The 18,888-nt window shown below is 40.8% G+C and carries 21 protein-coding genes and 1 other RNA gene; 15 read left to right on the forward strand and 7 right to left on the reverse strand.

Going from position 1 to position 18,888, the window contains the following annotated elements:
* Window position 1: 1 nt before the first annotated feature.
* The 4 genes from MuYL_RS14140 to MuYL_RS14155 form a co-directional block, all read right to left on the reverse strand.
* Window positions 2-505 carry a molybdopterin-dependent oxidoreductase gene (locus MuYL_RS14140; RefSeq protein WP_094571193.1) on the reverse strand — a complete coding sequence of 168 codons (504 nt, stop codon included), beginning with the start codon at window positions 503-505 and terminating at the stop codon, window positions 2-4.
* 127 nt (window positions 506-632) lie between these two features.
* Entirely contained in the window at window positions 633-977 is a 345-nt protein-coding gene (locus MuYL_RS14145; RefSeq protein WP_094571194.1) for a winged helix-turn-helix domain-containing protein, read from the reverse strand.
* 17 nt (window positions 978-994) lie between these two features.
* Window positions 995-1,990 (reverse strand): phosphotransferase enzyme family protein, encoded by a 996-nt coding sequence (locus MuYL_RS14150; RefSeq protein WP_094571195.1) that lies wholly within the window; start codon window positions 1,988-1,990, stop codon window positions 995-997.
* 60 nt (window positions 1,991-2,050) lie between these two features.
* Window positions 2,051-3,766, reverse strand: coding sequence for a GMC oxidoreductase (locus MuYL_RS14155; protein WP_094571196.1), 1,716 nt, complete (start codon window positions 3,764-3,766; stop codon window positions 2,051-2,053).
* A 195-nt stretch (window positions 3,767-3,961) separates the two neighbouring features.
* Here MuYL_RS14155 and MuYL_RS14160 point away from each other — a divergent pair, with 195 nt between their 5' ends.
* The 4 genes from MuYL_RS14160 (at window position 3,962) to MuYL_RS14175 (ending at window position 6,212) form a co-directional block, all read left to right on the forward strand.
* On the forward strand, window positions 3,962-4,489 hold the full coding sequence (locus tag MuYL_RS14160) for a hypothetical protein (protein WP_211710150.1): 528 nt from the start codon (window positions 3,962-3,964) through the stop codon (window positions 4,487-4,489).
* Window positions 4,490-4,532: 43 nt separating this feature from the next.
* Window positions 4,533-5,030, forward strand: coding sequence for an RNA polymerase sigma factor (locus tag MuYL_RS14165; protein ID WP_094571197.1), 498 nt, complete (start codon window positions 4,533-4,535; stop codon window positions 5,028-5,030).
* Window positions 5,017-5,607, forward strand: coding sequence for a hypothetical protein (locus tag MuYL_RS14170; protein ID WP_094571198.1), 591 nt, complete (start codon window positions 5,017-5,019; stop codon window positions 5,605-5,607). Before MuYL_RS14165 ends, MuYL_RS14170 begins: the two co-directional genes overlap by 14 nt.
* Before the next feature lie 116 nt (window positions 5,608-5,723).
* Window positions 5,724-6,212 (forward strand): GNAT family N-acetyltransferase, encoded by a 489-nt coding sequence (locus tag MuYL_RS14175; RefSeq protein ID WP_211710152.1) that lies wholly within the window; start codon window positions 5,724-5,726, stop codon window positions 6,210-6,212.
* 102 nt (window positions 6,213-6,314) lie between these two features.
* Here the strand turns inward: MuYL_RS14175 and MuYL_RS14180 are convergent, their stop codons facing one another.
* Both MuYL_RS14180 and dinB read right to left on the reverse strand, forming a co-directional pair.
* The gene (locus MuYL_RS14180) at window positions 6,315-6,821 is read right to left on the reverse strand and encodes an RICIN domain-containing protein (RefSeq protein ID WP_094571199.1); all 507 of its coding nucleotides are present in this window, start codon (window positions 6,819-6,821) and stop codon (window positions 6,315-6,317) included.
* 106 nt (window positions 6,822-6,927) lie between these two features.
* A complete protein-coding gene (dinB, locus tag MuYL_RS14185) occupies window positions 6,928-8,112 on the reverse strand; it encodes a DNA polymerase IV (RefSeq protein ID WP_094571200.1) in 1,185 nt (394 codons plus the stop codon).
* A gap of 74 nt (window positions 8,113-8,186) precedes the next feature.
* Between dinB and MuYL_RS14190 the strand changes: the two genes are divergently transcribed.
* The 11 genes from MuYL_RS14190 to MuYL_RS14240 all read left to right on the forward strand — a co-directional run bounded on the left by MuYL_RS14190 (window position 8,187) and on the right by MuYL_RS14240 (window position 17,604).
* Window positions 8,187-8,747: a 2'-5' RNA ligase family protein gene (locus MuYL_RS14190; protein ID WP_094571201.1), complete on the forward strand. Its 561-nt coding sequence runs from the start codon at window positions 8,187-8,189 to the stop codon at window positions 8,745-8,747.
* A 303-nt stretch (window positions 8,748-9,050) separates the two neighbouring features.
* Window positions 9,051-9,290, forward strand: coding sequence for a hypothetical protein (locus tag MuYL_RS14195; RefSeq protein ID WP_094571202.1), 240 nt, complete (start codon window positions 9,051-9,053; stop codon window positions 9,288-9,290).
* Window positions 9,291-9,496: 206 nt separating this feature from the next.
* Complete coding sequence (locus tag MuYL_RS14200) at window positions 9,497-10,123, forward strand: 2'-5' RNA ligase family protein (protein ID WP_094571203.1); 627 nt, start codon at window positions 9,497-9,499, stop codon at window positions 10,121-10,123.
* Window positions 10,124-10,166: 43 nt separating this feature from the next.
* An RNA gene (gene ffs, locus MuYL_RS14205) (signal recognition particle sRNA small type) lies at window positions 10,167-10,265 on the forward strand.
* A gap of 206 nt (window positions 10,266-10,471) precedes the next feature.
* Window positions 10,472-11,428, forward strand: a complete 957-nt coding sequence (locus tag MuYL_RS14210; protein WP_094571204.1) for a YpdA family putative bacillithiol disulfide reductase — start codon at window positions 10,472-10,474, stop codon at window positions 11,426-11,428.
* 437 nt (window positions 11,429-11,865) lie between these two features.
* Window positions 11,866-12,519 carry an N-acetyltransferase gene (locus MuYL_RS14215; protein ID WP_094571205.1) on the forward strand — a complete coding sequence of 218 codons (654 nt, stop codon included), beginning with the start codon at window positions 11,866-11,868 and terminating at the stop codon, window positions 12,517-12,519.
* 79 nt (window positions 12,520-12,598) lie between these two features.
* Window positions 12,599-13,786, forward strand: coding sequence for an argininosuccinate synthase (gene argG / locus MuYL_RS14220; RefSeq protein ID WP_094571206.1), 1,188 nt, complete (start codon window positions 12,599-12,601; stop codon window positions 13,784-13,786).
* Window positions 13,787-13,789: 3 nt separating this feature from the next.
* Entirely contained in the window at window positions 13,790-14,773 is a 984-nt protein-coding gene (gene argC / locus MuYL_RS14225; RefSeq protein WP_094571207.1) for an N-acetyl-gamma-glutamyl-phosphate reductase, read from the forward strand.
* A gap of 46 nt (window positions 14,774-14,819) precedes the next feature.
* A complete protein-coding gene (locus tag MuYL_RS14230) occupies window positions 14,820-15,947 on the forward strand; it encodes an aspartate aminotransferase family protein (RefSeq protein WP_094571208.1) in 1,128 nt (375 codons plus the stop codon).
* 20 nt (window positions 15,948-15,967) lie between these two features.
* Window positions 15,968-16,918 carry a Rossmann-fold NAD(P)-binding domain-containing protein gene (locus MuYL_RS14235; protein ID WP_094571209.1) on the forward strand — a complete coding sequence of 317 codons (951 nt, stop codon included), beginning with the start codon at window positions 15,968-15,970 and terminating at the stop codon, window positions 16,916-16,918.
* A 68-nt stretch (window positions 16,919-16,986) separates the two neighbouring features.
* Window positions 16,987-17,604 carry an FMN-binding negative transcriptional regulator gene (locus MuYL_RS14240; RefSeq protein WP_094571210.1) on the forward strand — a complete coding sequence of 206 codons (618 nt, stop codon included), beginning with the start codon at window positions 16,987-16,989 and terminating at the stop codon, window positions 17,602-17,604.
* A 9-nt stretch (window positions 17,605-17,613) separates the two neighbouring features.
* Here MuYL_RS14240 and MuYL_RS14245 read toward each other — a convergent pair whose 3' ends face one another.
* Window positions 17,614-18,864, reverse strand: coding sequence for a cation:proton antiporter (locus MuYL_RS14245; protein ID WP_094571211.1), 1,251 nt, complete (start codon window positions 18,862-18,864; stop codon window positions 17,614-17,616).
* Between the last annotated feature and the right edge of the window lie 24 nt (window positions 18,865-18,888).

Here is an 18,888-nt window from a genome sequence, read left to right on the forward strand (position 1 = left end):
ACTACTTACTAATTAAAACCCTTATTCCGGTTACCTGTCTAACACATCTTGCAGGTTTCTTCTCATCCTGTACAATGATCCGGAAGGGTCCTTCGGAAGGCAGCAAAGGTTTACCATCAGCCTTATTTGCAAGAATGACCAGGCGATCAGTAAAATTCTTATCTAACTCTGCGAGCGCAAAAACAACCTGGTAACCGTCGGCCGCTGTAACCTCTACATATTTGGTAAGGTTTTTACCTTTCAGCTCGCTTCCCAAAGTAACACCAGCCTTTTGCAATATTGCTGAAAGTACTACCCCTGAATACCTGTGCTCCTTACCATCTTTATCTGTTCTCATCACCTCGGTCTGCGCATACTGGTCAAGGTCGGATATTTTTAAATCAAGCGGACTAGTCAGCTCCCCTGTTATTTTTACCGAGCTTTGGGAAACTAAAGATTGAGCAAAAGACTGATAAGTAATTGTTAATAAGATTAATAAAGTAGAAAATATCAACTTGTTTTTCATTGTATGGATTTTTAGTTGGTGGCTTGCAGTATGTTTTTTAGCGGCTTAAACTGCTAACAGGCAATATGCAATTATGCCATCGTTATATTTACTAAAATACAATGAAATATGGAGAATGGCTAAAAAATTACAGATCCGTTAAATTCTTGTTCTCTGACAGAAAAACACTGAACTTATCCTGCAGTGAATGAAAATTGCTGATAACGTGCAAACCATATTCAGTAACCACGGCATTGCCCCCGCCTTTGCCGCCACGGTGCGATATTACCAGCGGCGAACTGAAATGCGTATTCATGTGATTAATAAGGTCCCATGCCTGTTTGTATGACATCTTCATTTGCAGCGCCGCCTGACGGATGGATCCCGATTCCTTTATTCGTTCCAGCAACTCGACCCTGCCATGTCCTAAAATTTTCTCACCGGACGTTTCCATCCACACACGGCCATTAAGCGTAAACTTTGAATCTTTCATGCCAATTTATAGTTAACTTATTTTTCGAAATAGTCCATCCACTTTTTAATAAGGGCAACCCTGTCGATTAAAAATTTCTTATTAAAAAAAATGCTAGACCAGTCGTCAAAATTATCAAACTGAAAACCAAGATAAAATACCCAAAATGCAAAGCCAAAGTATGGCATGGCTTTAAGTTCTTCATCATGTAAAGGCCTAGTACTGCGATAGTGTTCAACAAAAATATGGAATGCCTTGTCGGCTTCTTCACGCGGCAACCTTCCTAAGGTAGCATCCAAAAAATAATGAATGTATAAAGAAGTAATGTCATTCACCAGGTAACCCTTTCCCGCAAAGTCAAAATCAAAAAAGGTAAGGTTATTGCCCTCATCAAAATGAAAATTCTTAGGCAAAAAGTCGTAGTGGCAATAGCCATGGCTAAAGTGGCGATAATCAATAGTCCCCATTGCTGCGATCACGGTCTTAGCTGTTTGGTTTAACCAGGCATACTCCAGCGGCAACTCGTCAAAAACACTCTTGATACGTTCAAGCGGATCAATAATGGTGCTGTGAATATCAAACGTATGCCTTTTGTGTGTCAGTTCAATTTCAGCAGTTACGTTGTGTACCGCTGCCATTTCCCTCCCCAGCACAGCTAGTTGTTGATCGCTCATTTTATTTACTACTCCGCCTTTTGCATAAGTAAACAACACCCCGTAACGGGTACCCTCGGCGGCATTAAAGGCCTGTATGCTATTGCCATTCAAATCCTTCAACGGGTACGAAACCTTTGCGCCGCTGTTGGTTAAAATGGTAAGTAGTTCAACCTCGCCTTTTATTTCCTCAAGTTTGCGGTGTGCGTCACGATAGATCTTAAAAATATATTTGTTCGTCAGGCTTTCAACTACATAGGTGTCACTAACATTGCGGATGAGTAATCGGCATTGGGTATCGCTCAATTCATAACGATTTGAAATAAAATCGTTTAAAGCTTTTGATGAAAGTGTAGAGTACTGCGTTGGGAAAATATCCATGCAAATAGCTATTGTTATTGTGCAAAGAAAGCTTTTGGTCTTTAGATTTTTCCCTTTTCTCTAAATATTTCCTTTCTTTAATTCATCAGCGGCAAAATTTGCGGCGCGCGCAGTTAATGCCATATAGGTTAATGAAGGGTTTTGACATGCCGATGAAACCATGGCGGCGCCGTCTGTTACAAAAACGTTTTTCGCATCCCAAACCTGGTTATTGCCATTCAAAACCGAAGTTTTAGGATCGCGTCCCATCCGGGCGGTACCCATTTCATGGATTCCATCGCCCACATTATGCCCCCTATCCCATGAGGTTATGTTTTTGACGCCGGCATTTTCCAGCATTTCACGTGCTTCTTTTACAATATCAACCCGCATCTTTTTCTCGTTGTCTTTTATTTCGGCATCCATCGCCAAAACAGGCAGCCCCCATTTGTCTTTCCGGTTGGGGTCGAGCGTTATTTTATTTTCATGATAAGGAAGTAACTCCCCAAAGCCGCCAATCCCGATAGTCCATTGGCCCGGCTCGGTTATAGCATCCTTAAATGCAGCGCCAACATTCAATTCGGCAACGTTCCGGCTCCAGCCTTCGCGGCTCGCGGCACCCTGATAGCCAAATCCACGCAAATAATCACGTTTATCGTCAAATAAATTAGCAAATCTTACCACATAAATACCGTTGGGCCTTCTGCCGAAATAATACTTATCCTCATACCCCTCTACCGTGCCAGATGCACCCAGGTTGTAATGATGATCCATAATATTATGGCCAAGTTCTCCGCTGCTGCTTCCTAAGCCACCCGGCCAAATATCAGTTGCAGAGTTCATCAACACCCAGGCACTGTTTAAGGCAGAAGCATTTACAAATACGATTTTTGCGTGATACTCGTAAGTTTGGTGTGTCTCAGCATCCAATATTTCAACGCCGGTAGCTTTCTGCGTGTTTTTATCGTAAATAATTTTGGTTACAATTGAAAATGGACGTACCGTTAAATTACCTGTAGCAACAGCCGCAGGCAAAGTAGATGACTGGGTGCTAAAGTACCCACCAAAAGGGCACCCCTCCCAGCAACGGTTCCTGAAGTGGCAGGCGTTTCTATCGGGGATCGCCTCGGTGAGGTTGGCGCTGCGGCCAATAATCATGTGCCGAGTATTTTTATAGTGTTTTTTCAAGCGTTCAGCCACATCTTTCTCCACAATATTCAAATCCATGGGCTTCAAAAAGTGACCATCCGGCAATTGAGGTAAACCTTCCTTTGAACCATTTACGCCCGCAAATTTCTCTACGTGGTCATACCAGGGTGCCAGGTCCTTGTACCTGATAGGCCAGTCAATTGCCCATCCGTCTTTGGCATTGGCCTCAAAATCAAAGTCGCTCCAGCGGTAGCTTTGCCTTCCCCATAAAATGGAACGCCCGCCCATCTGGTAGGAACGCCACCAGTTAAAAGGCTTTATTTCTGTGTAGGGAGCATCCTGTTCATTTACCCAATAATCCATAATAGGTTCAACAGCCCCCCAGCCGCGCGAAATTACCGGCCTAACCTGGCGCTGCTCCTGCGTAACATTTCCACGGTGATCAAATTCCCACGGATCTTTAGCTGCTGATTTGTAATCTTTCAGGTGCTCAAAATTACGACCGCGCTCAAGCATAATAGTTTTCAGGCCCCTGCCGGTAAGCTCTTTAGCTGCCCATCCGCCGCTAATGCCCGATCCGATAACAATAGCATCGTAAGTGTTGTTAATTTTGGCCTTGCCGTTAATATTTATGGAATCTGCTAACATAATTTATGTTTATTGGTTTAAAATCCGGAACGCAGTGAATAATTGGTACACAATTATATAGAAATGTATTAACTATAACAAGATATTAATTGTATTGTAAACAATTATATCGGTATTGTTTTTATTAATGATGCCGCAAGGATACGTTAAACATAAGTCCATAATTTAGTAAATTGCACCCTTATTAGTTCAAATATGAGCATACCTGCCTATGGTTTACAGGATATAAAAAAGGAAGTCCAGCATTTGCCGCACGAGCAATTAGCCGAGCTTTGCCTGCGGCTGGTGCGGTATAAGAAGGAGAATAAAGAACTGCTGGCTTACCTGCTTTTTGAAGCGAATGATGAGCATGCTTTTGTTGAAAAGGTAAAAGCCGAAGTTGGTTTTATGATGAGCCAGTTGCCTTCGCACAGTTACCTGGCATCAAAAAGTGTTCGCAAGGTATTAAGGCTCATTAGTAAATATGTAAAGTTTATTGCCTCAAAACCGGCAGAAATAGAATTACTTTTAAATTTCTGTTTTAATTATCTGCAATATATTAATCGTAACACTTCATACAAACCGCTGAGAATGATATTGGTTAGGCAAATACAAAAGACAAACACCAATATTAAGAAATTGCATGAGGACCTCCAGTTTGACTACAGCCAGGAGTATAACCGGTTAATTGACGAAGCTGAAAATAAATTCACATGGTTTTACAAGAATGACCATTTGTTGTAACATATTTGGGGTTTTAAAATCTAACCAATAAAATTAACTGATAGTGGCAGAAAAAGAGGCAGCTTTTAAGAAAATTTACGAAGCCAATTCAAAAAAGATCTACCATTTGTGTTATGGTTATACCGGTGATGATGATGCTGCGAGCGACCTTTTGCAGGAAACATTTTTAAAAGTTTGGCAAAACCTTGATAAATTCCGTAACCAGGCAATGATCTCTACCTGGATCTATCGTATTGCTGTTAATACCTGTCTTACCTACCTGCGCTCAGAAAAACGACAGGCAAAAGACGAACTTACACCTTTAATTGCTGAAACAAAAAAAGAAGAATTATCTGAAAAGAACGAGCAGGTATCCCTGCTTTATAAGTGTATATCGAAATTGGAAGAGTCAGAGAGAATTATAATTACACTGGTGCTTGATGAGGTGCCATATCCGGAAATTGCAGAGGTGTCCGGAATTTCGGAAGGAAATCTGAGGGTGAAAATATATCGAATTAAACAGAAACTAACAGAATTGTATAACCACTATGAAAGAGTTTGAGCACTTAATGTCGGTTTGGCAGGGACAGCCAAAACCAGACAAGCTTTCGGTGGACGAGGCGCTTAAGCAAGTAAAGAAGGGAATCAGGGGCATCACCAGCAAATTATACTGGGGTATTGTCGCAATGATTGCATTGATTGTTTGTGCCTTTATTATTACGTTCTTTTTTGCCTTCCGCTCGCCGGCCACTATCGCAGGCATATTGATCATTTTAGTTACTATGCTGATGTACTTATCGCTTATTGTACGTCATTACCATATCCTCAACAAACATGATCTTACCCAAAACCCAACAGAATATCTCAATACCCTTAAAGCATACCAAAAAAACCGCAGCAAAGTAATAGGCTGGTTTTACTACGTATTTATGCTGATGATCAGCGTGGGCCTCACTTTATATTTTATTGAAGTGCTCGAAGATGCGCCCGCCTATTTTAAACTGGTAACCTACGGATCCATCATTATCTGGTTTTTATTTATCACATTTTACCTGAAGCCACGGATGTTTAAAAACGAGGAAGAGAAACTAAATCTTATGATTGACAGGCTGATCAGGCTTCAGGAACAGTTTGATTAATTAATTTTAAGATTTGTTGATTTGAAGATTTTAAATTCGCTGGTCAACATTCGTCGTTTAAATTATCAAATTTTCAAATCATCAAATTGACACATTTTCAAATCATTAAAGCTGAAATGACCGATGCAGCAGCGCTGCTGGATTTCAGTAAAACAACTTTCTTTGATTTTTTTGGCCCGTTAAACGATGCTGCCAATATGGAAGCATATGCTGCGGTAGCATTTACTTCACAAAAAATACTGTCTGAGTTAATTGAGTCCAACTCTGAATTTTATTTCGCCATGCTCGCTGACGAAATTGTGGGTTATTTGAAGCTAAACTTTAACAATACTCAAACCGAATTCCATGATGCAAATGCAATGGAAATAGAACGAATCTATGTATCCCGGAACCACCACAAAAAAAACATAGGTAAGAACCTACTAAACTTTGCTGTTAATGTAGCATTTCAAAGGCAGCTTAAATATATTTGGCTGGGCGTTTGGGAACATAATACCAACGCAATAGGTTTTTACAGCCACAACGGGTTTGAAGTATTTAGCAGCCATGAGTTTACTTTAGGTGATGATTTGCAAACGGATTTATTGATGAAGCGGGTGTTATAAAACAACCCTTTAAATTTACTTTTCTGAGAGACGACGGTTTCAGCATATAGTCAGCCACCTTTTAATTAGTGGGCGATAAATTAAAATGCAAACACGCTAATCTTACATGGTAGGTACTTGCTCATAAATAGTCCAATACTGCTCTTTACTATTGCCTTTCTTAGTCAATACTACCCGCGAATTTACGCTGCCCTTTTTGTCGGCGGTGAGAAACAGATCGGTCCCTTTTAATTTTATCATAAAAGTATTGGTATCAACCGGCTCAAATTCATATTGTTGTCCTCCTCCGTTTGGATTAAGCGGCTGCTCCTCTAAGTTAACCCCACTTCCAGGCTCGCCAACGGGTTGAAAAGTCTTATTGGTAAGCAGGTTTTGCAATTGATAGGTATTGCCGGTAATATGCTTAAAGTTCCAGGTCATGCATTTCCAGTTTTCAGGGTAATAAGAAACCAGCGGAGTGCCATTTTCAGCATGCGCATCCTTTACACGTAAAAGCATACCTGTTTGCACATTTTTAATAGCATAATTCCCTTTAATGGTTTGCGCCGAAGCTAAAAACGACATCATTAGCATTAAGCAAAAACAAAATAAGCCGGATGGTTTTTTCATATCGCTATAAAATTTGGGGTTCGTAAAACTAACCATTAAATAACGATTTAGTTTTTTAGCTACTTATCACCGGCATATAAACTTGCTGATTTCGTCCTTTATGCTATCATCCCCGCATAAAAGGATTAAAGTTTCTTGTCCCAATCTCCATCCCCGCAGCCCGGCAAACAGTTTTCTCGCCAAATTTAAAATTGATCTTATCGAGGGCCTGGTAAAGCTTTATCCGCTCTTCATTATCGTCAAACAGGTTTATCTGGTAGCTTCCCCTGCAAAGATTACTAAGCCTAACCCCTATCAACCTAATCGGGCGGTGCTGGTTCCAGGCCTTTCTCAACAGGTTTTTAACGCCGGGGATCAGGATATGCTCGGCAGCCGTTAAAGAGATCTTTTCCTGCTGCGTATGCGTTTCAAAATTAGCATAACGAACTTTAATGGAAAGGCATGATGCTACCTTGTTTTCCTTCCTCAGCTTTGATGCCAACTCCTCCGTCATTGATACCAATATGGTTTCAATAGCTTGTAAATCGCTAATGTTTGTATTAAAAGTATGTTCGGTTGAGATCGACTTGCGATCGCTGTGGGGCACAATTTCGCTGTCGTCAATGCCATTGGCCTTTTCCCAAATATATTTGCCCATCCGGCCAAAAACAGATTCTAAAAAACGTACATCTGTTTTTTGAAGCTGTCCTATCCTTTCAATCCCATATTGGTGCAGCTTACTGGCGGTACTCTCGCCAAGCCCGGGAATTTTACCAATTGCAAGCGGTGCCAGAAAATCTTTCTCCTTTCCGTGAGGGATATATAACTGCCCGTTAGGCTTAGCCTGGTTAGTGGCCATTTTTGAAACCGTTTTCCCTGACGACATCCCAAACGAGATGGGCAGGCCGGTTTCGCGCATTATCTTTTGCCGAAGCTCACCGGCATGCTTATAGCAGTTATGAAACCTGTCCATACCTGTATAATCAATGTAAAACTCATCAATTGATGTTTTCATATACAGCGGCACTGCGTTGTGGATAATCTCAGTAACCTCCCTGCTGGCCTCACCATAACGACCGTGCGAGCCCCTTAACACAATTGCATGCGGGCATAGCTTAAGCGCCTGCCGCGTAGGCATTGCTGAGTGTACTCCAAACATACGCGCCTCGTAGCTGCAGCTGGCCACTACACCCCTATCCGCCGATCCTCCTATAATTACCGCTTTGCCAATAAGCGAAGGATCAAACTTTCGCTCAACAGAGACAAAGAAAGAATCAAGATCAATGTGCATTACGGTGCGTTTCGCAATCATATAACAAAAGTAGAAAATTAATTGAAATTACTAAAATTATTAGCATTTTAGCGTCCTAAATTTCATTGTTTTATATGACGACCTATGTTGATTATTTGATGATTATTTGCTTGCCATCCGAACTGGTTAAGGAAATCAGCAGGTATAAGCAGGCGTCGGTAAATGCAATAGGTCATTTCGAGGCGATGCACACACCGGCTTATATCACCATAACCCATCAGGTACGGTGCAAGCCATTTTTGGCACAGCCTGCAATAGCGCGCATGGAGCAAAGAATTAGTAGCCTGCCACCCGCTGAACTCTACTTGAACGGCTTTGGTTATTTTAGCCACGGCAGCGCTGCCAAAACCATATACGCACAAATTGAACCAACGCAACGAAATGAAAATTGGTTTAAATTGTTAGCCATGCAAATGGGTATAAAACTAAAGGATTTTACCCCGAACGTTACCATCGTTAAAAATATCCCGGCAACCACGTTTAATAAGCTTTGGCCCAATTTTCATAACCGGAAGTTTAAATACCCGTTTACCGTGAACAGCCTCACTATTTTACACAAAGATACGTTTACAGAACATGACGAATGGAGAGTTTACCGTGAGTTAAGCTTTGGTAATAAGCTATCCGCGTTTTAAGTGAGGGCCGTATTATTACGAAGAAGCTACTTCGGGCTTCCAATTACGAAAGAAATCAATAACGTTGAAAAATGTTAAAAAAAAGTTAATAACTAAATCCAGCACTTCGTCTTACCCGTAATTAACATTATTAATTGGCAATTACATTAAAAAAGCTGTAAATTAAATTAAAAAAGAAAGAGTAAAAAATTTGAAAATTTAATGAAATTCATCTTCATGCTGTCAATCTTTTTAAATTAATTACAAAAGTGTCACAATATTTTTAATAAGATTAATGTTATATTTAAACCACCCTAATTAAATATGCAGATCGACAAAGAAAGAATCGAACAAATTGTTTCGGACATGGCGCCTATTGTAGCAGACCAGTATTTAGATAAAAACCTCTCCAAATACCTTCCGTCTATTGAGCAAAACCTGACTTTATTAAATAATTATTTAGATAGTCATATAGAGCATGACACGGAACTTTATCATTTTTTAATTACCGTTTCATATCAGTACTACCGGCTTAAAGACCAGATTTTAAGCACACACCACTAACAAATACTAACTTTCTGCACGTTAACTCAATAATATTTTTTTAACGAATTGCCCGTTTTAATTTCCAGATGTAATTCGCTTCTGCAGGCATGATTATTAATGCCAGTCCCCCCTATATTAAAATCTAAAATCTGTGAAATAATTTTACAAAACAATTTGCAATTGCTAAAAATATTAGTAATATTTGTTTTGTAAATCAAACGGTTATGACAGGTTACCAGGATTATTTAATAGTGTTATCTCCTCCGGATAGCATCAAAAAAAAGATAAAAAGATATAAAGACGACAGCGCCGCCATTATTGGCGAATATGACAGTCATTATTCAAAAGGTCACATCAGCATTCAGCAATGGCCGCGTAAAAAGCCGGTATGGATAGACGCAATGATGCCCAAACTGGAACGCGAGCTATTAAGCCTTCCTCCGCTTGTTGTTAATATTAAGGGCTTCGATTTTTTCCATCACGAGGACAATCCCACCATTTATGCGCGGATGGATCAAACAGCTTTAACAGCTATTTGGTACAAACAACTGAAAAGGTTTTTTAGTGGCGGCAGCTTTGTTCCGCATATCACGATTGCCCGAAGTATCCCTGCGCCGGCATTTAAAAAACTATGGCCCTACCTGAGCAAACAGGAATGGAACGAAGAATTTAAGATAGATAAACTAACCATACTAAGAAGAGATACCATCGGTCATGATAAAAGCTATAAAATATACCGGGAATTACCGTTTAACCGTCGCCTGGATTTTTATAATTACACCCAATCAAAGGTAAAAACGCCTGTTACAACAGAAAAACCTGTTAATACACAGCAATTTAGCCTTTTTTAACAATTTATTAACCAAAAACAAACCTTTTCCTATCTTTGCGCCGGGGTAAGTCTTTTACGGCCAGCTCCTCTTGAACTCCCCCAGGGTGGGAACACAGCAAGGGTAGAGAGTTGAGCGGCGCGATAAAAGTAGCTTACCCTTTTTTGTGCCTTTTTTTTCGGTTTACGGGTAAATCATTAGTTTGTTGTAGCCGGGGTTCCAATCTTTTAGTAGCGGTTATTCAAGAAATAACGTAAGCCATATTTGTCATCAGCCTGCCTTTTTTTGATTTTTGGAGCATTAATCAGCCCATCAATGCCGGCTGCCCATTTCTAAAATCATTATCTTCGCCAAAACATCTTCTCTACAATGCTTGATATTCTCATTATAGGCGGCGGCCCCATCGGATTAGCATGCGGACTCAAAGCTCAAAAAGCCGGTTTAAGCTTTTTAATTATTGAAAAAGGCTGCCTGGTTAATTCATTATATAATTACCCCTCTACCATGACGTTTTTCTCCACCTCCGAGAAGCTGGAGATTGGCGGCATTCCCTTTGTAACAGTAAATAACAAACCTACCCGTTCTGAAGCGTTGGAATATTACCGCAGGGTGTCAACGTCCAATCAATTGCCTGTAAACTTATTTGAGGAAGTTACCGGACTTGCAAAGCAGGATGATAATTTTACCGTTACTACCAGCAAGGGAACTTACCATGCAAAAAAAATCATTCTTTCTACCGGGTTTTATGACATTCCTGTAAAGCTGGACATCCCCGGCGAAAACCTGCTAAAAGTTAAACACTATTATAAAGATCCTCACTATTATGCTATGCAAAAAGTGGTTGTAGTGGGATCAAGCAACTCCGCTATTGACGTAGCCTTGGAAACCTACCGAAAAGGTGCGGAAGTAACGCTCGTGATAAGGGGTGCAGAAGTTAGCGACAGAGTGAAGTACTGGGTACGTCCGGACATCATCAACAGGATTAAAGAAGGCAGTATCAGAGCTTATTTTAACTCCCATTTAAATGCTATCCGTGAAAATGAAGTGGATATTGAAACGCCTGATGGATCAGTTACGATTCCGAATGATTTTGTTATGGCGATGACCGGCTATAAACCCAATTTTGCTTTTCTAAAAAAACTGGGCATCAACCTTACTGAAGACAAGTTTATCCCGAGTTACAACCTTGAAACTATGGAAACTAACCAGCCTGGGCTTTACCTTGCAGGCGTAGTTTGCGGGGGACTTGATACCCATTTGTGGTTCATTGAAAACTCAAGGGTGCATGCAGAAATGATAATAGATGACATAATTTCAAAGCGCTGAAAAATATTGCCTCTTATTTTTTTATGCCTTTTAGTATATTTTAAATTAAAACGCTAAACTGGGACAGCATTTATAATTGTCAGGCTTAAAAACACCATTACATTTTTAAACTAACAATAATTGTTTTTTTCTTGCATAAATAAAAATTAATGCAATACTTTGCACAAAATTTAAAAAACAATAAAACAACAAATAAAATGAATCAACAAAGCTTAAATAAGCCAATAACCAGAGCCACCTTTGCTCCGGTTTCAGCTGCTTTGGTTTCAACTGTTTTTTTATTCTCGCCTTCTCGACGAAGGCCGTACATGCCCCGGGTTTGATTTATTTCCCTTCCTGAACCCAATGAAGTTTGTTATTAAACTTCTTCCGCAAAAGATCATCTAATTATTAATGCTGTAATAAGCCAATAATTTAACGGTAATTTTTCTATTTCAATGATTAAAGATTTTGATATACAGGTAGCAACCGCGCAGCACGCAGACTTTGCACCGCAGATCTGCGATGAGATGGCTGAATCTGCAAAAGCTCGCGGTACAGGCATAGCCCAGCGCTCGCCTGAATACGTTGCTAATAAAATGCTCGAAGGCAAAGCAGTTATTGCTTTTCATAAAGATGGTACATGGGCAGGTTTCTGCTACATAGAAACCTGGAGCCATGGCGATTTTGTGGCTAACTCCGGTTTGATTGTTAGTCCCCAATTTAGGAAAGAAGGCCTGGCAAAGGCAATTAAAGAAAGCATCTTCAATCTGTCGCGCACAAAATACCCCAATGCAAAGATTTTTGGCTTAACAACGGGCCTAGCGGTAATGAAGATAAATTCAGAATTGGGTTATGAACCAGTCACTTATTCTGAGCTTACCCAGGACGAGGATTTTTGGGCTGGCTGTAAAAGCTGTGTAAACTACGACATTCTGATGAGCAAGGGCCGCAAAAACTGTATGTGCACAGCAATGTTGTTTGACCCTGCTGAAAAACAGAAGGAATACGAGGACAAGATGAAGAAGATAACCCACAAAGCAACTTTGCTGGAGCGCATTGAAAATGCGATTAAAAAACGAATAGAGAAGTTTACGTACAGCACTACTTAGAACCGCAATACTTTGCGTTTCAGAATATGAATAAATTACCAGGACGTAAAGTATTGCGTCTGCACACAAACATAAATCAATGAAAAAAAAGGTTGTTTTGGCTTATAGCGGAGGTTTGGATACCTCATTCTGTTGCATTTACTTAACTCAGGATTTAGGTTATGAGGTTCATTCGGTAATAGTAAATACCGGTGGCTTCAACGACGAAGAACTTAAAAGCGTAGAAGAACGCGCTTACAAAATGGGCGTTACGTCGCACCATGTGGTTGACGAAACAGAAAACTTTTACAATACCTGTGTTCGCTTTTTGATCTATGGTAATGTTTTAAAAAACAATACTTATCCCCTTTCAGTAAGTGCCGAGCGCGTTAGCCAGGCAACGGCTATTGCAAATTATGCCAAAGAAATAGGTGCAGAATTTGTAGCACACGGCAGCACCGGCGCCGGTAACGACCAGGTCCGTTTTGATATGATCTTCAATATCCTTGTTCCTGAAGTGCAGATCATCACCCCTATCCGCGACTTAAAACTGAGCCGCGAAGCGGAGATCCAGTATCTGAAAGAGCATGGTGTGGAAATGAACTTTGAAAAGGCCAAATACTCTATTAATAAAGGCATCTGGGGCACTTCTGTAGGTGGTAAAGAAACCCTTACATCAAACCTAGGATTACCGGAGGAAGCATGGCCTACGCAAGTTACCTCAACCGGGGTAAAAAACCTGGAGTTGATTTTTGAAAAAGGCGAATTGGTGGGGATTGATAATGAAAGATACGATCACCCAACAAAAGCTATCCAGGCACTACAGGCCATTGCACAGCCTTACGGCATAGGCAGGGATATACATGTAGGTGATACCATTATTGGAATCAAAGGCCGCGTAGGCTTTGAGGCTGCTGCACCAATGATCATCATAAAGGCGCACCACACCCTTGAAAAACACGTACTTACCAAATGGCAACTGTCATGGAAAGATCAATTGTCTTCGTTCTATGGCAACTGGTTGCATGAAGGCCAGTTCCATGATCCAATTATGCGCAATATAGAGGCATTTTTAACAGATACCCAGCACAATGTGACAGGCAAGGTATTTGTGCAACTGCACCCTTATCGGTTCCAGGTTATTGGTATCGAGTCGGCGCATGATTTAATGTCAAATAAATTTGGCAGCTATGGCGAAATGAACAATTCGTGGAGCGGTGAAGATGTTAAAGGCTTCTCAAAGATTTTTGGCAACCAGGTAATGATCTATCATAAAGTTAATTCATAACTCATGGAAAAAGTAAGAGCAGGTATAGTTGGAGGAGCGGGTTATACTGGTGGCGAAATGCTGCGGATCCTGATCAACCACCCGAACGTGGAGATATCGTTCGTACACAGCAGCAGCAATGCCGGCAACCATGTTTACGACGTACATACCGATCTGTTTGGCGATACCGATCTGAAATTTGCTGCAGAACTGGCTTATAATATTGATGTGCTCTTTTTATGTGTAGGGCACGGAGACGCCAGGAAGTTCTTAGAAGCCAATCCTATTCCTGATCACATTAAAATAATAGACCTCAGCCAGGACTTCAGGCTGTTGCCGAATGCAAAACTGAAAACAAAAAATTTCATTTACGGCTTGCCTGAATTAAACCGGGAAGCTATTAAACAAGCAGGAAATATTGCTAACCCGGGTTGCTTTGCCACATGCTTACAGTTAGGGCTGATACCATTAGCGTCAAAGGGGTTATTAAACAGCGAGGTACATATTACCGCCACCACAGGATCAACCGGTGCCGGACAAAGCCCGTCGGCCACTACGCATTTTACCTGGCGCAATGATAACCTTTCGGTTTACAAGGCATTTGAACATCAGCATTTAAATGAGATTGGCCAGTCGTTGAAACAATTACAACCAGCTTTTGGTAAGGCAATAAACTTTATTCCCTATCGCGGCGATTTTACGCGCGGCATAATTGCGTCAACGTACCTTGATACAGACCTGTCAGAAGCAGATGCATTAAAGCTGTATCATCAATATTATGATGCACATCCATTTACGCATGTAACCAGCCGCGATATCGACCTGAAACAAATTGTGAATACCAACAAATGTTTTATCCAGGTAAAGAAACATGGAAATAAACTATTGATTATAAGTATTTTAGATAATCTGCTTAAAGGAGCATCCGGCCAGGCAGTGCAGAATATGAACCTGATGTTTGGCCTTGATGAAAAAGCCGGACTAAAGCTGAAAGCAACAGGCTTTTAACCAATATTATTTAACTTTTTAAAGCCCCTTAAGGGGTTTAGGGCATATGAAATTATTTGACGTTTATCCTGTCAATCCGATTAATATAGTTAAAGGACAAGGCAGTTTAGTTTATGATGATAAAGGAACCGAATACCTTGATCTTTATGGCGGACATGCCGTTATCTCTATTGGGCACACTAATCCACATTATGTAAAACGACTTGAGGATCAGCTACATAAGATCGGATTTTACTCAAACTCCATAGAAATACCGATTCAGAAAGAACTGGCTGAAAAACTTGGGCACGTTTCGGGAAAAGAAGATTACCAGTTGTTTTTATGCAATTCAGGCGCGGAAGCAAACGAAAATGCATTAAAGCTGGCGTCGTTTTATAACGGCAAAAAGAAAGTAATTACTTTTAAGGGTGCCTTTCACGGGCGTACGTCTTTGGCCGTTGCGGTTACCGATAACCCAAAAATCATAGCGCCCGTTAATGAAACGGATAATGCCATCTTTCTGCCCTGGAAAGACGAAGCCGCATTGGCGCAGGCTTTTGCTGAACATGAGATCTCATCGGTTATCATTGAAGGAATTCAGGGTGTAGGCGGGATCCAGGTAGCGCCTGAAAGCTTTCTTCAAAAAATAAGATCGCTATGTGATACCCACAATGCTGTTTTTATTGCGGATAGTGTACAATGTGGTTATGGCCGAACCGGTAAGTTTTTTTCACATGATTTTGCCGGCGTTAACGCTGATATTTATACCATGGCAAAAGGCATGGGCAATGGCTTTCCAGTAGGAGGCATCATTATATCTCCAAAAATTCAACCCGCTTATGGCATGCTTGGAACCACCTTTGGTGGCAATCATTTAGCATGTGCAGCTGGGTTAGCAGTGCTGGAGGTGATGGAGCAGGATAACCTGGTGCAAAACGCAGCTACTGTTGGCGGCTATTTGATAAGTGAGCTTAAAAAATTCAAACAGGTTAGTGAAGTTAGGGGCCGCGGGTTGATGATAGGAATTGAGTTGCCTGCCGAATTTGCGCACGTACGTAAAGAACTTTTATTTAAGCACCATATATTTACCGGTGAAGCTAAACCAAACGTAGTAAGGTTACTACCTGCGCTTAACTTAACAAAAGCATATGCCGACAGATTTTTAGAAGCATTTACTACCGTATTAAATCAATAACAGCACAATTTCTTCCCGCCATGAAACTATTTTCTTCTGTAAACGACGTTGATGACGTTAATGCTCTTGTTAAAGAAGCATTAAAGCTTAAGCAGTTCCCTTATGCACATAAAAGCCTTGGCGAGAACAAAACTATGGCGCTTGTTTTTTTAAACCCCAGCCTGCGTACCCGTATGAGCACCCAAAAAGCGGCGCTTAACCTGGGCATGAACGTAATGGTGCTGAATATGGATAAAGAGGGTTGGGCTTTGGAATTGCGCGATAATGTAATAATGAACGGGAATACTGTTGAACATATCCGTGAAGCAGCGGCGGTTATGGGGCAATATGCTGATATCATTGGGGTGCGCTCGTTCCCGGGTTTAAAAAACCGTGAGGAAGATTATAGCGAGATGATTTTCAACAAGTTTGTTGAGTTTTGCGGCGTGCCTGTAGTTAGTCTTGAATCAGCTACCCGCCATCCGCTGCAGAGCCTGGCCGACCTGGTTACTATTGAAGAATTAAAAACCCGCAGCAAACCAAGGGTGGTATTAACCTGGGCTCCGCATATAAAACCGCTGCCTCAGGCTGTACCGAATTCATTTGCCGAATGGATGTGCAAGGCTGATGTTGATTTTACTATAGCCCATCCGGCCGGATACGAACTTTGTGGCGATTTTACAAACGGTGCTAAAATAACTCATAACCAGGATGAGGCTTTGGCTGATGCAGACTTCATTTATGTAAAAAACTGGTCGGCTTATGAACCTTACGGCAAAATTTTACCGGGCAACCAGGATTGGATGCTTACCAACGAAAAACTGAAGATTACTAATAACGCAAAAGTTATGCACTGCCTGCCGGTGAGGCGTAATTTAGAGCTATCTGATGAAATCTTAGACGGAGCAAGCTCTGTAGTGGTGCATGAGGCGGCTAACCGGGTTTGGGCGGCGCAAGCAGTGCTGAAACGAATGCTGGAAGGACTGAGTTAACAAGGCTGAAAGCAAGAGTTAACTGTTCGGTAATCTAAACCTTTACACCTATTTTTAAAACTACAAGCGTGTATATACCATCTTTCAACAAATTTTCCAATAATCAGGAAGCCATAATTTTTATGCAGCGGTACAGTTTCGCTGCAATTATTACGGTTAAGGATGGGATTCCTTCCGCGACACATTTGCCATTCCTTGTAACAGAAATTGACGGCCAATTAATTTTATTTTCTCATTTTGCAAAGGCAAATCCACAATCTGCAGACATCATAAATAACCGGGCCCTGGTGATATTTACAGAGCCACATGCCTACATTTCCACTGCGAACTATGAAAAAGATCTGAATGTACCTACATGGAACTACTTAGCGGTTCATGCGTACGGTAATTGTTTTTTATTAGAGGGTGAGGCAGAAAAAGCGGAGCTGTTAAAAAACACCATCAGCAATTACGAGGTTGGCTATTTAAAACAATATGAGAGCCTGCCTGATGATTACAAGCTAAAAATGATGAAAGGCATTGTGGGCTTTCAAATTATTGTGGACGATTTGCAGGCTAAAAAGAAACTCAGCCAAAACAGAACGGAAAAGGAACGGGAAAATATTATAGAACAACTGGAAGATTCAAGCAATACCAGCGAAAAGGAAATAGCGGAGTATATGAAATCGCTTGACAAAAAACACTAAAGCATATTTTTAATTCGTCCCTTTTTCCTTCAACGATGAATCAATGAGTTTGTTCAACGTCAACCCTTGCACTACAATTGAAAATATAACAATAAAATAACTACCGCATAAAATAACATGCCTATACGGACTAAACGGCAATGATAACGCAAGCGCAATGGAAATCCCTCCTCTTACCCCGGCCCAGGTTAAGATATTGATACTTTTGTAGTTAACATCCAAACTGCGGCGAAGAAATGTGAGCGGTAATATAATACTGAGCCATCGGGCTATCAATATCAGCACAATAGCTATTCCGCCGGTTAGCCAGTAATTGGTGATATACGGGAGATTCACCATTTGAAGACCTATCATAACAAATAAAATGGTGTTCAGCATCTCGTCGATAAGTTGCCAGAATTTTTCCAGTGCTTCGTGCGACCGTTCCTTTTCATCGCTATTAATTGTGCGGTTCCCCATAAACAATCCTGCCGAAACCACCGACAAGGGAATAGATAAGTTCAGGTATGACGCGATAACTGAAGCACTCATAACCACCGATAATGAAACCAATACGATTGTTTGAAAATCATTGATAGATTTCATTAACCTGAACGCGATAAAACCTAATATCACCCCAAGCACAACACCACCAAGAACTTCTCTTAAAAACAACAGCGCTGTTTGCGTAAAACTCACGTTATCAACTCCTGAGTTTATAGCCTCAAGGATAGTTATAAAAAGGACAAGGCCTACCCCATCATTAAATAATGATTCGCCCGAAATAATGGTTGCAATATTTGAAGGCAATTTTGAATTTTTAATTATAGCCCCCACTGCAACCGGGTCTGTAGGCGAGATCAGCGCACCAAATAAGAGACAATAAACAAAAGACATGTGAATATTAAACAGCATTGTACCATAATAAAACAGTACGCCAAAGGCAGCGGTGGATAGGATTACACTAAGTGTGCTTAAAACAAATACTGGTCGCAGTTCACGCTTAAGCCGCTTGGTATTTGAGTTAAATGAACCCGCAAAAAGCAGGAACCCCAGCATTATATTTAAAACAGTACCTGAAAAATTTATATTCTTAGCTAATAATGTAAGATAGCGTGCTACCGACGGGTCTAGTTTATCAATAACAATAGTGATAACAGATACAATAATGGCTATTGTGATAATACCAATGGTTCCCGGCAATTTAATAAAGCGGGCGTTAATATATGAATAAAAAGCGCTGACGATTATCAGCAGGGCAATAATTAAAAACAGTCCCATTAGCAATAAATTACCTTAATAATG

This window comes from Mucilaginibacter xinganensis, assembly GCF_002257585.1.
Taxonomy (GTDB): Bacteria; Bacteroidota; Bacteroidia; order Sphingobacteriales; family Sphingobacteriaceae; genus Mucilaginibacter; species Mucilaginibacter xinganensis.

Bases quoted from the DNA above. Each gene is read 5' to 3' on its own strand.
- MuYL_RS14245 (WP_094571211.1), bottom strand. From the start codon at position 18,864: ATGGGACTGTTTTTAATTATTGCCCTGCTGATAATCGTCAGCGCTTTT.
- argG (WP_094571206.1), top strand. From the start codon at position 12,599: ATGAAAAAAAAGGTTGTTTTGGCTTATAGCGGAGGTTTGGATACCTCA.
- MuYL_RS14180 (WP_094571199.1), bottom strand. From the start codon at position 6,821: ATGAAAAAACCATCCGGCTTATTTTGTTTTTGCTTAATGCTAATGATG.
- dinB (WP_094571200.1), bottom strand. From the start codon at position 8,112: ATGATTGCGAAACGCACCGTAATGCACATTGATCTTGATTCTTTCTTT.
- MuYL_RS14160 (WP_211710150.1), top strand. From the start codon at position 3,962: ATGAGCATACCTGCCTATGGTTTACAGGATATAAAAAAGGAAGTCCAG.
- MuYL_RS14200 (WP_094571203.1), top strand. From the start codon at position 9,497: ATGACAGGTTACCAGGATTATTTAATAGTGTTATCTCCTCCGGATAGC.
- MuYL_RS14215 (WP_094571205.1), top strand. From the start codon at position 11,866: ATGATTAAAGATTTTGATATACAGGTAGCAACCGCGCAGCACGCAGAC.
- MuYL_RS14190 (WP_094571201.1), top strand. From the start codon at position 8,187: ATGACGACCTATGTTGATTATTTGATGATTATTTGCTTGCCATCCGAA.
- MuYL_RS14150 (WP_094571195.1), bottom strand. From the start codon at position 1,990: ATGGATATTTTCCCAACGCAGTACTCTACACTTTCATCAAAAGCTTTA.
- MuYL_RS14235 (WP_094571209.1), top strand. From the start codon at position 15,968: ATGAAACTATTTTCTTCTGTAAACGACGTTGATGACGTTAATGCTCTT.
- MuYL_RS14230 (WP_094571208.1), top strand. From the start codon at position 14,820: ATGAAATTATTTGACGTTTATCCTGTCAATCCGATTAATATAGTTAAA.
- MuYL_RS14195 (WP_094571202.1), top strand. From the start codon at position 9,051: ATGCAGATCGACAAAGAAAGAATCGAACAAATTGTTTCGGACATGGCG.
- MuYL_RS14145 (WP_094571194.1), bottom strand. From the start codon at position 977: ATGAAAGATTCAAAGTTTACGCTTAATGGCCGTGTGTGGATGGAAACG.
- MuYL_RS14175 (WP_211710152.1), top strand. From the start codon at position 5,724: ATGACCGATGCAGCAGCGCTGCTGGATTTCAGTAAAACAACTTTCTTT.
- MuYL_RS14170 (WP_094571198.1), top strand. From the start codon at position 5,017: ATGAAAGAGTTTGAGCACTTAATGTCGGTTTGGCAGGGACAGCCAAAA.
- MuYL_RS14140 (WP_094571193.1), bottom strand. From the start codon at position 505: ATGAAAAACAAGTTGATATTTTCTACTTTATTAATCTTATTAACAATT.
- MuYL_RS14210 (WP_094571204.1), top strand. From the start codon at position 10,472: ATGCTTGATATTCTCATTATAGGCGGCGGCCCCATCGGATTAGCATGC.
- argC (WP_094571207.1), top strand. From the start codon at position 13,790: ATGGAAAAAGTAAGAGCAGGTATAGTTGGAGGAGCGGGTTATACTGGT.
- MuYL_RS14155 (WP_094571196.1), bottom strand. From the start codon at position 3,766: ATGTTAGCAGATTCCATAAATATTAACGGCAAGGCCAAAATTAACAAC.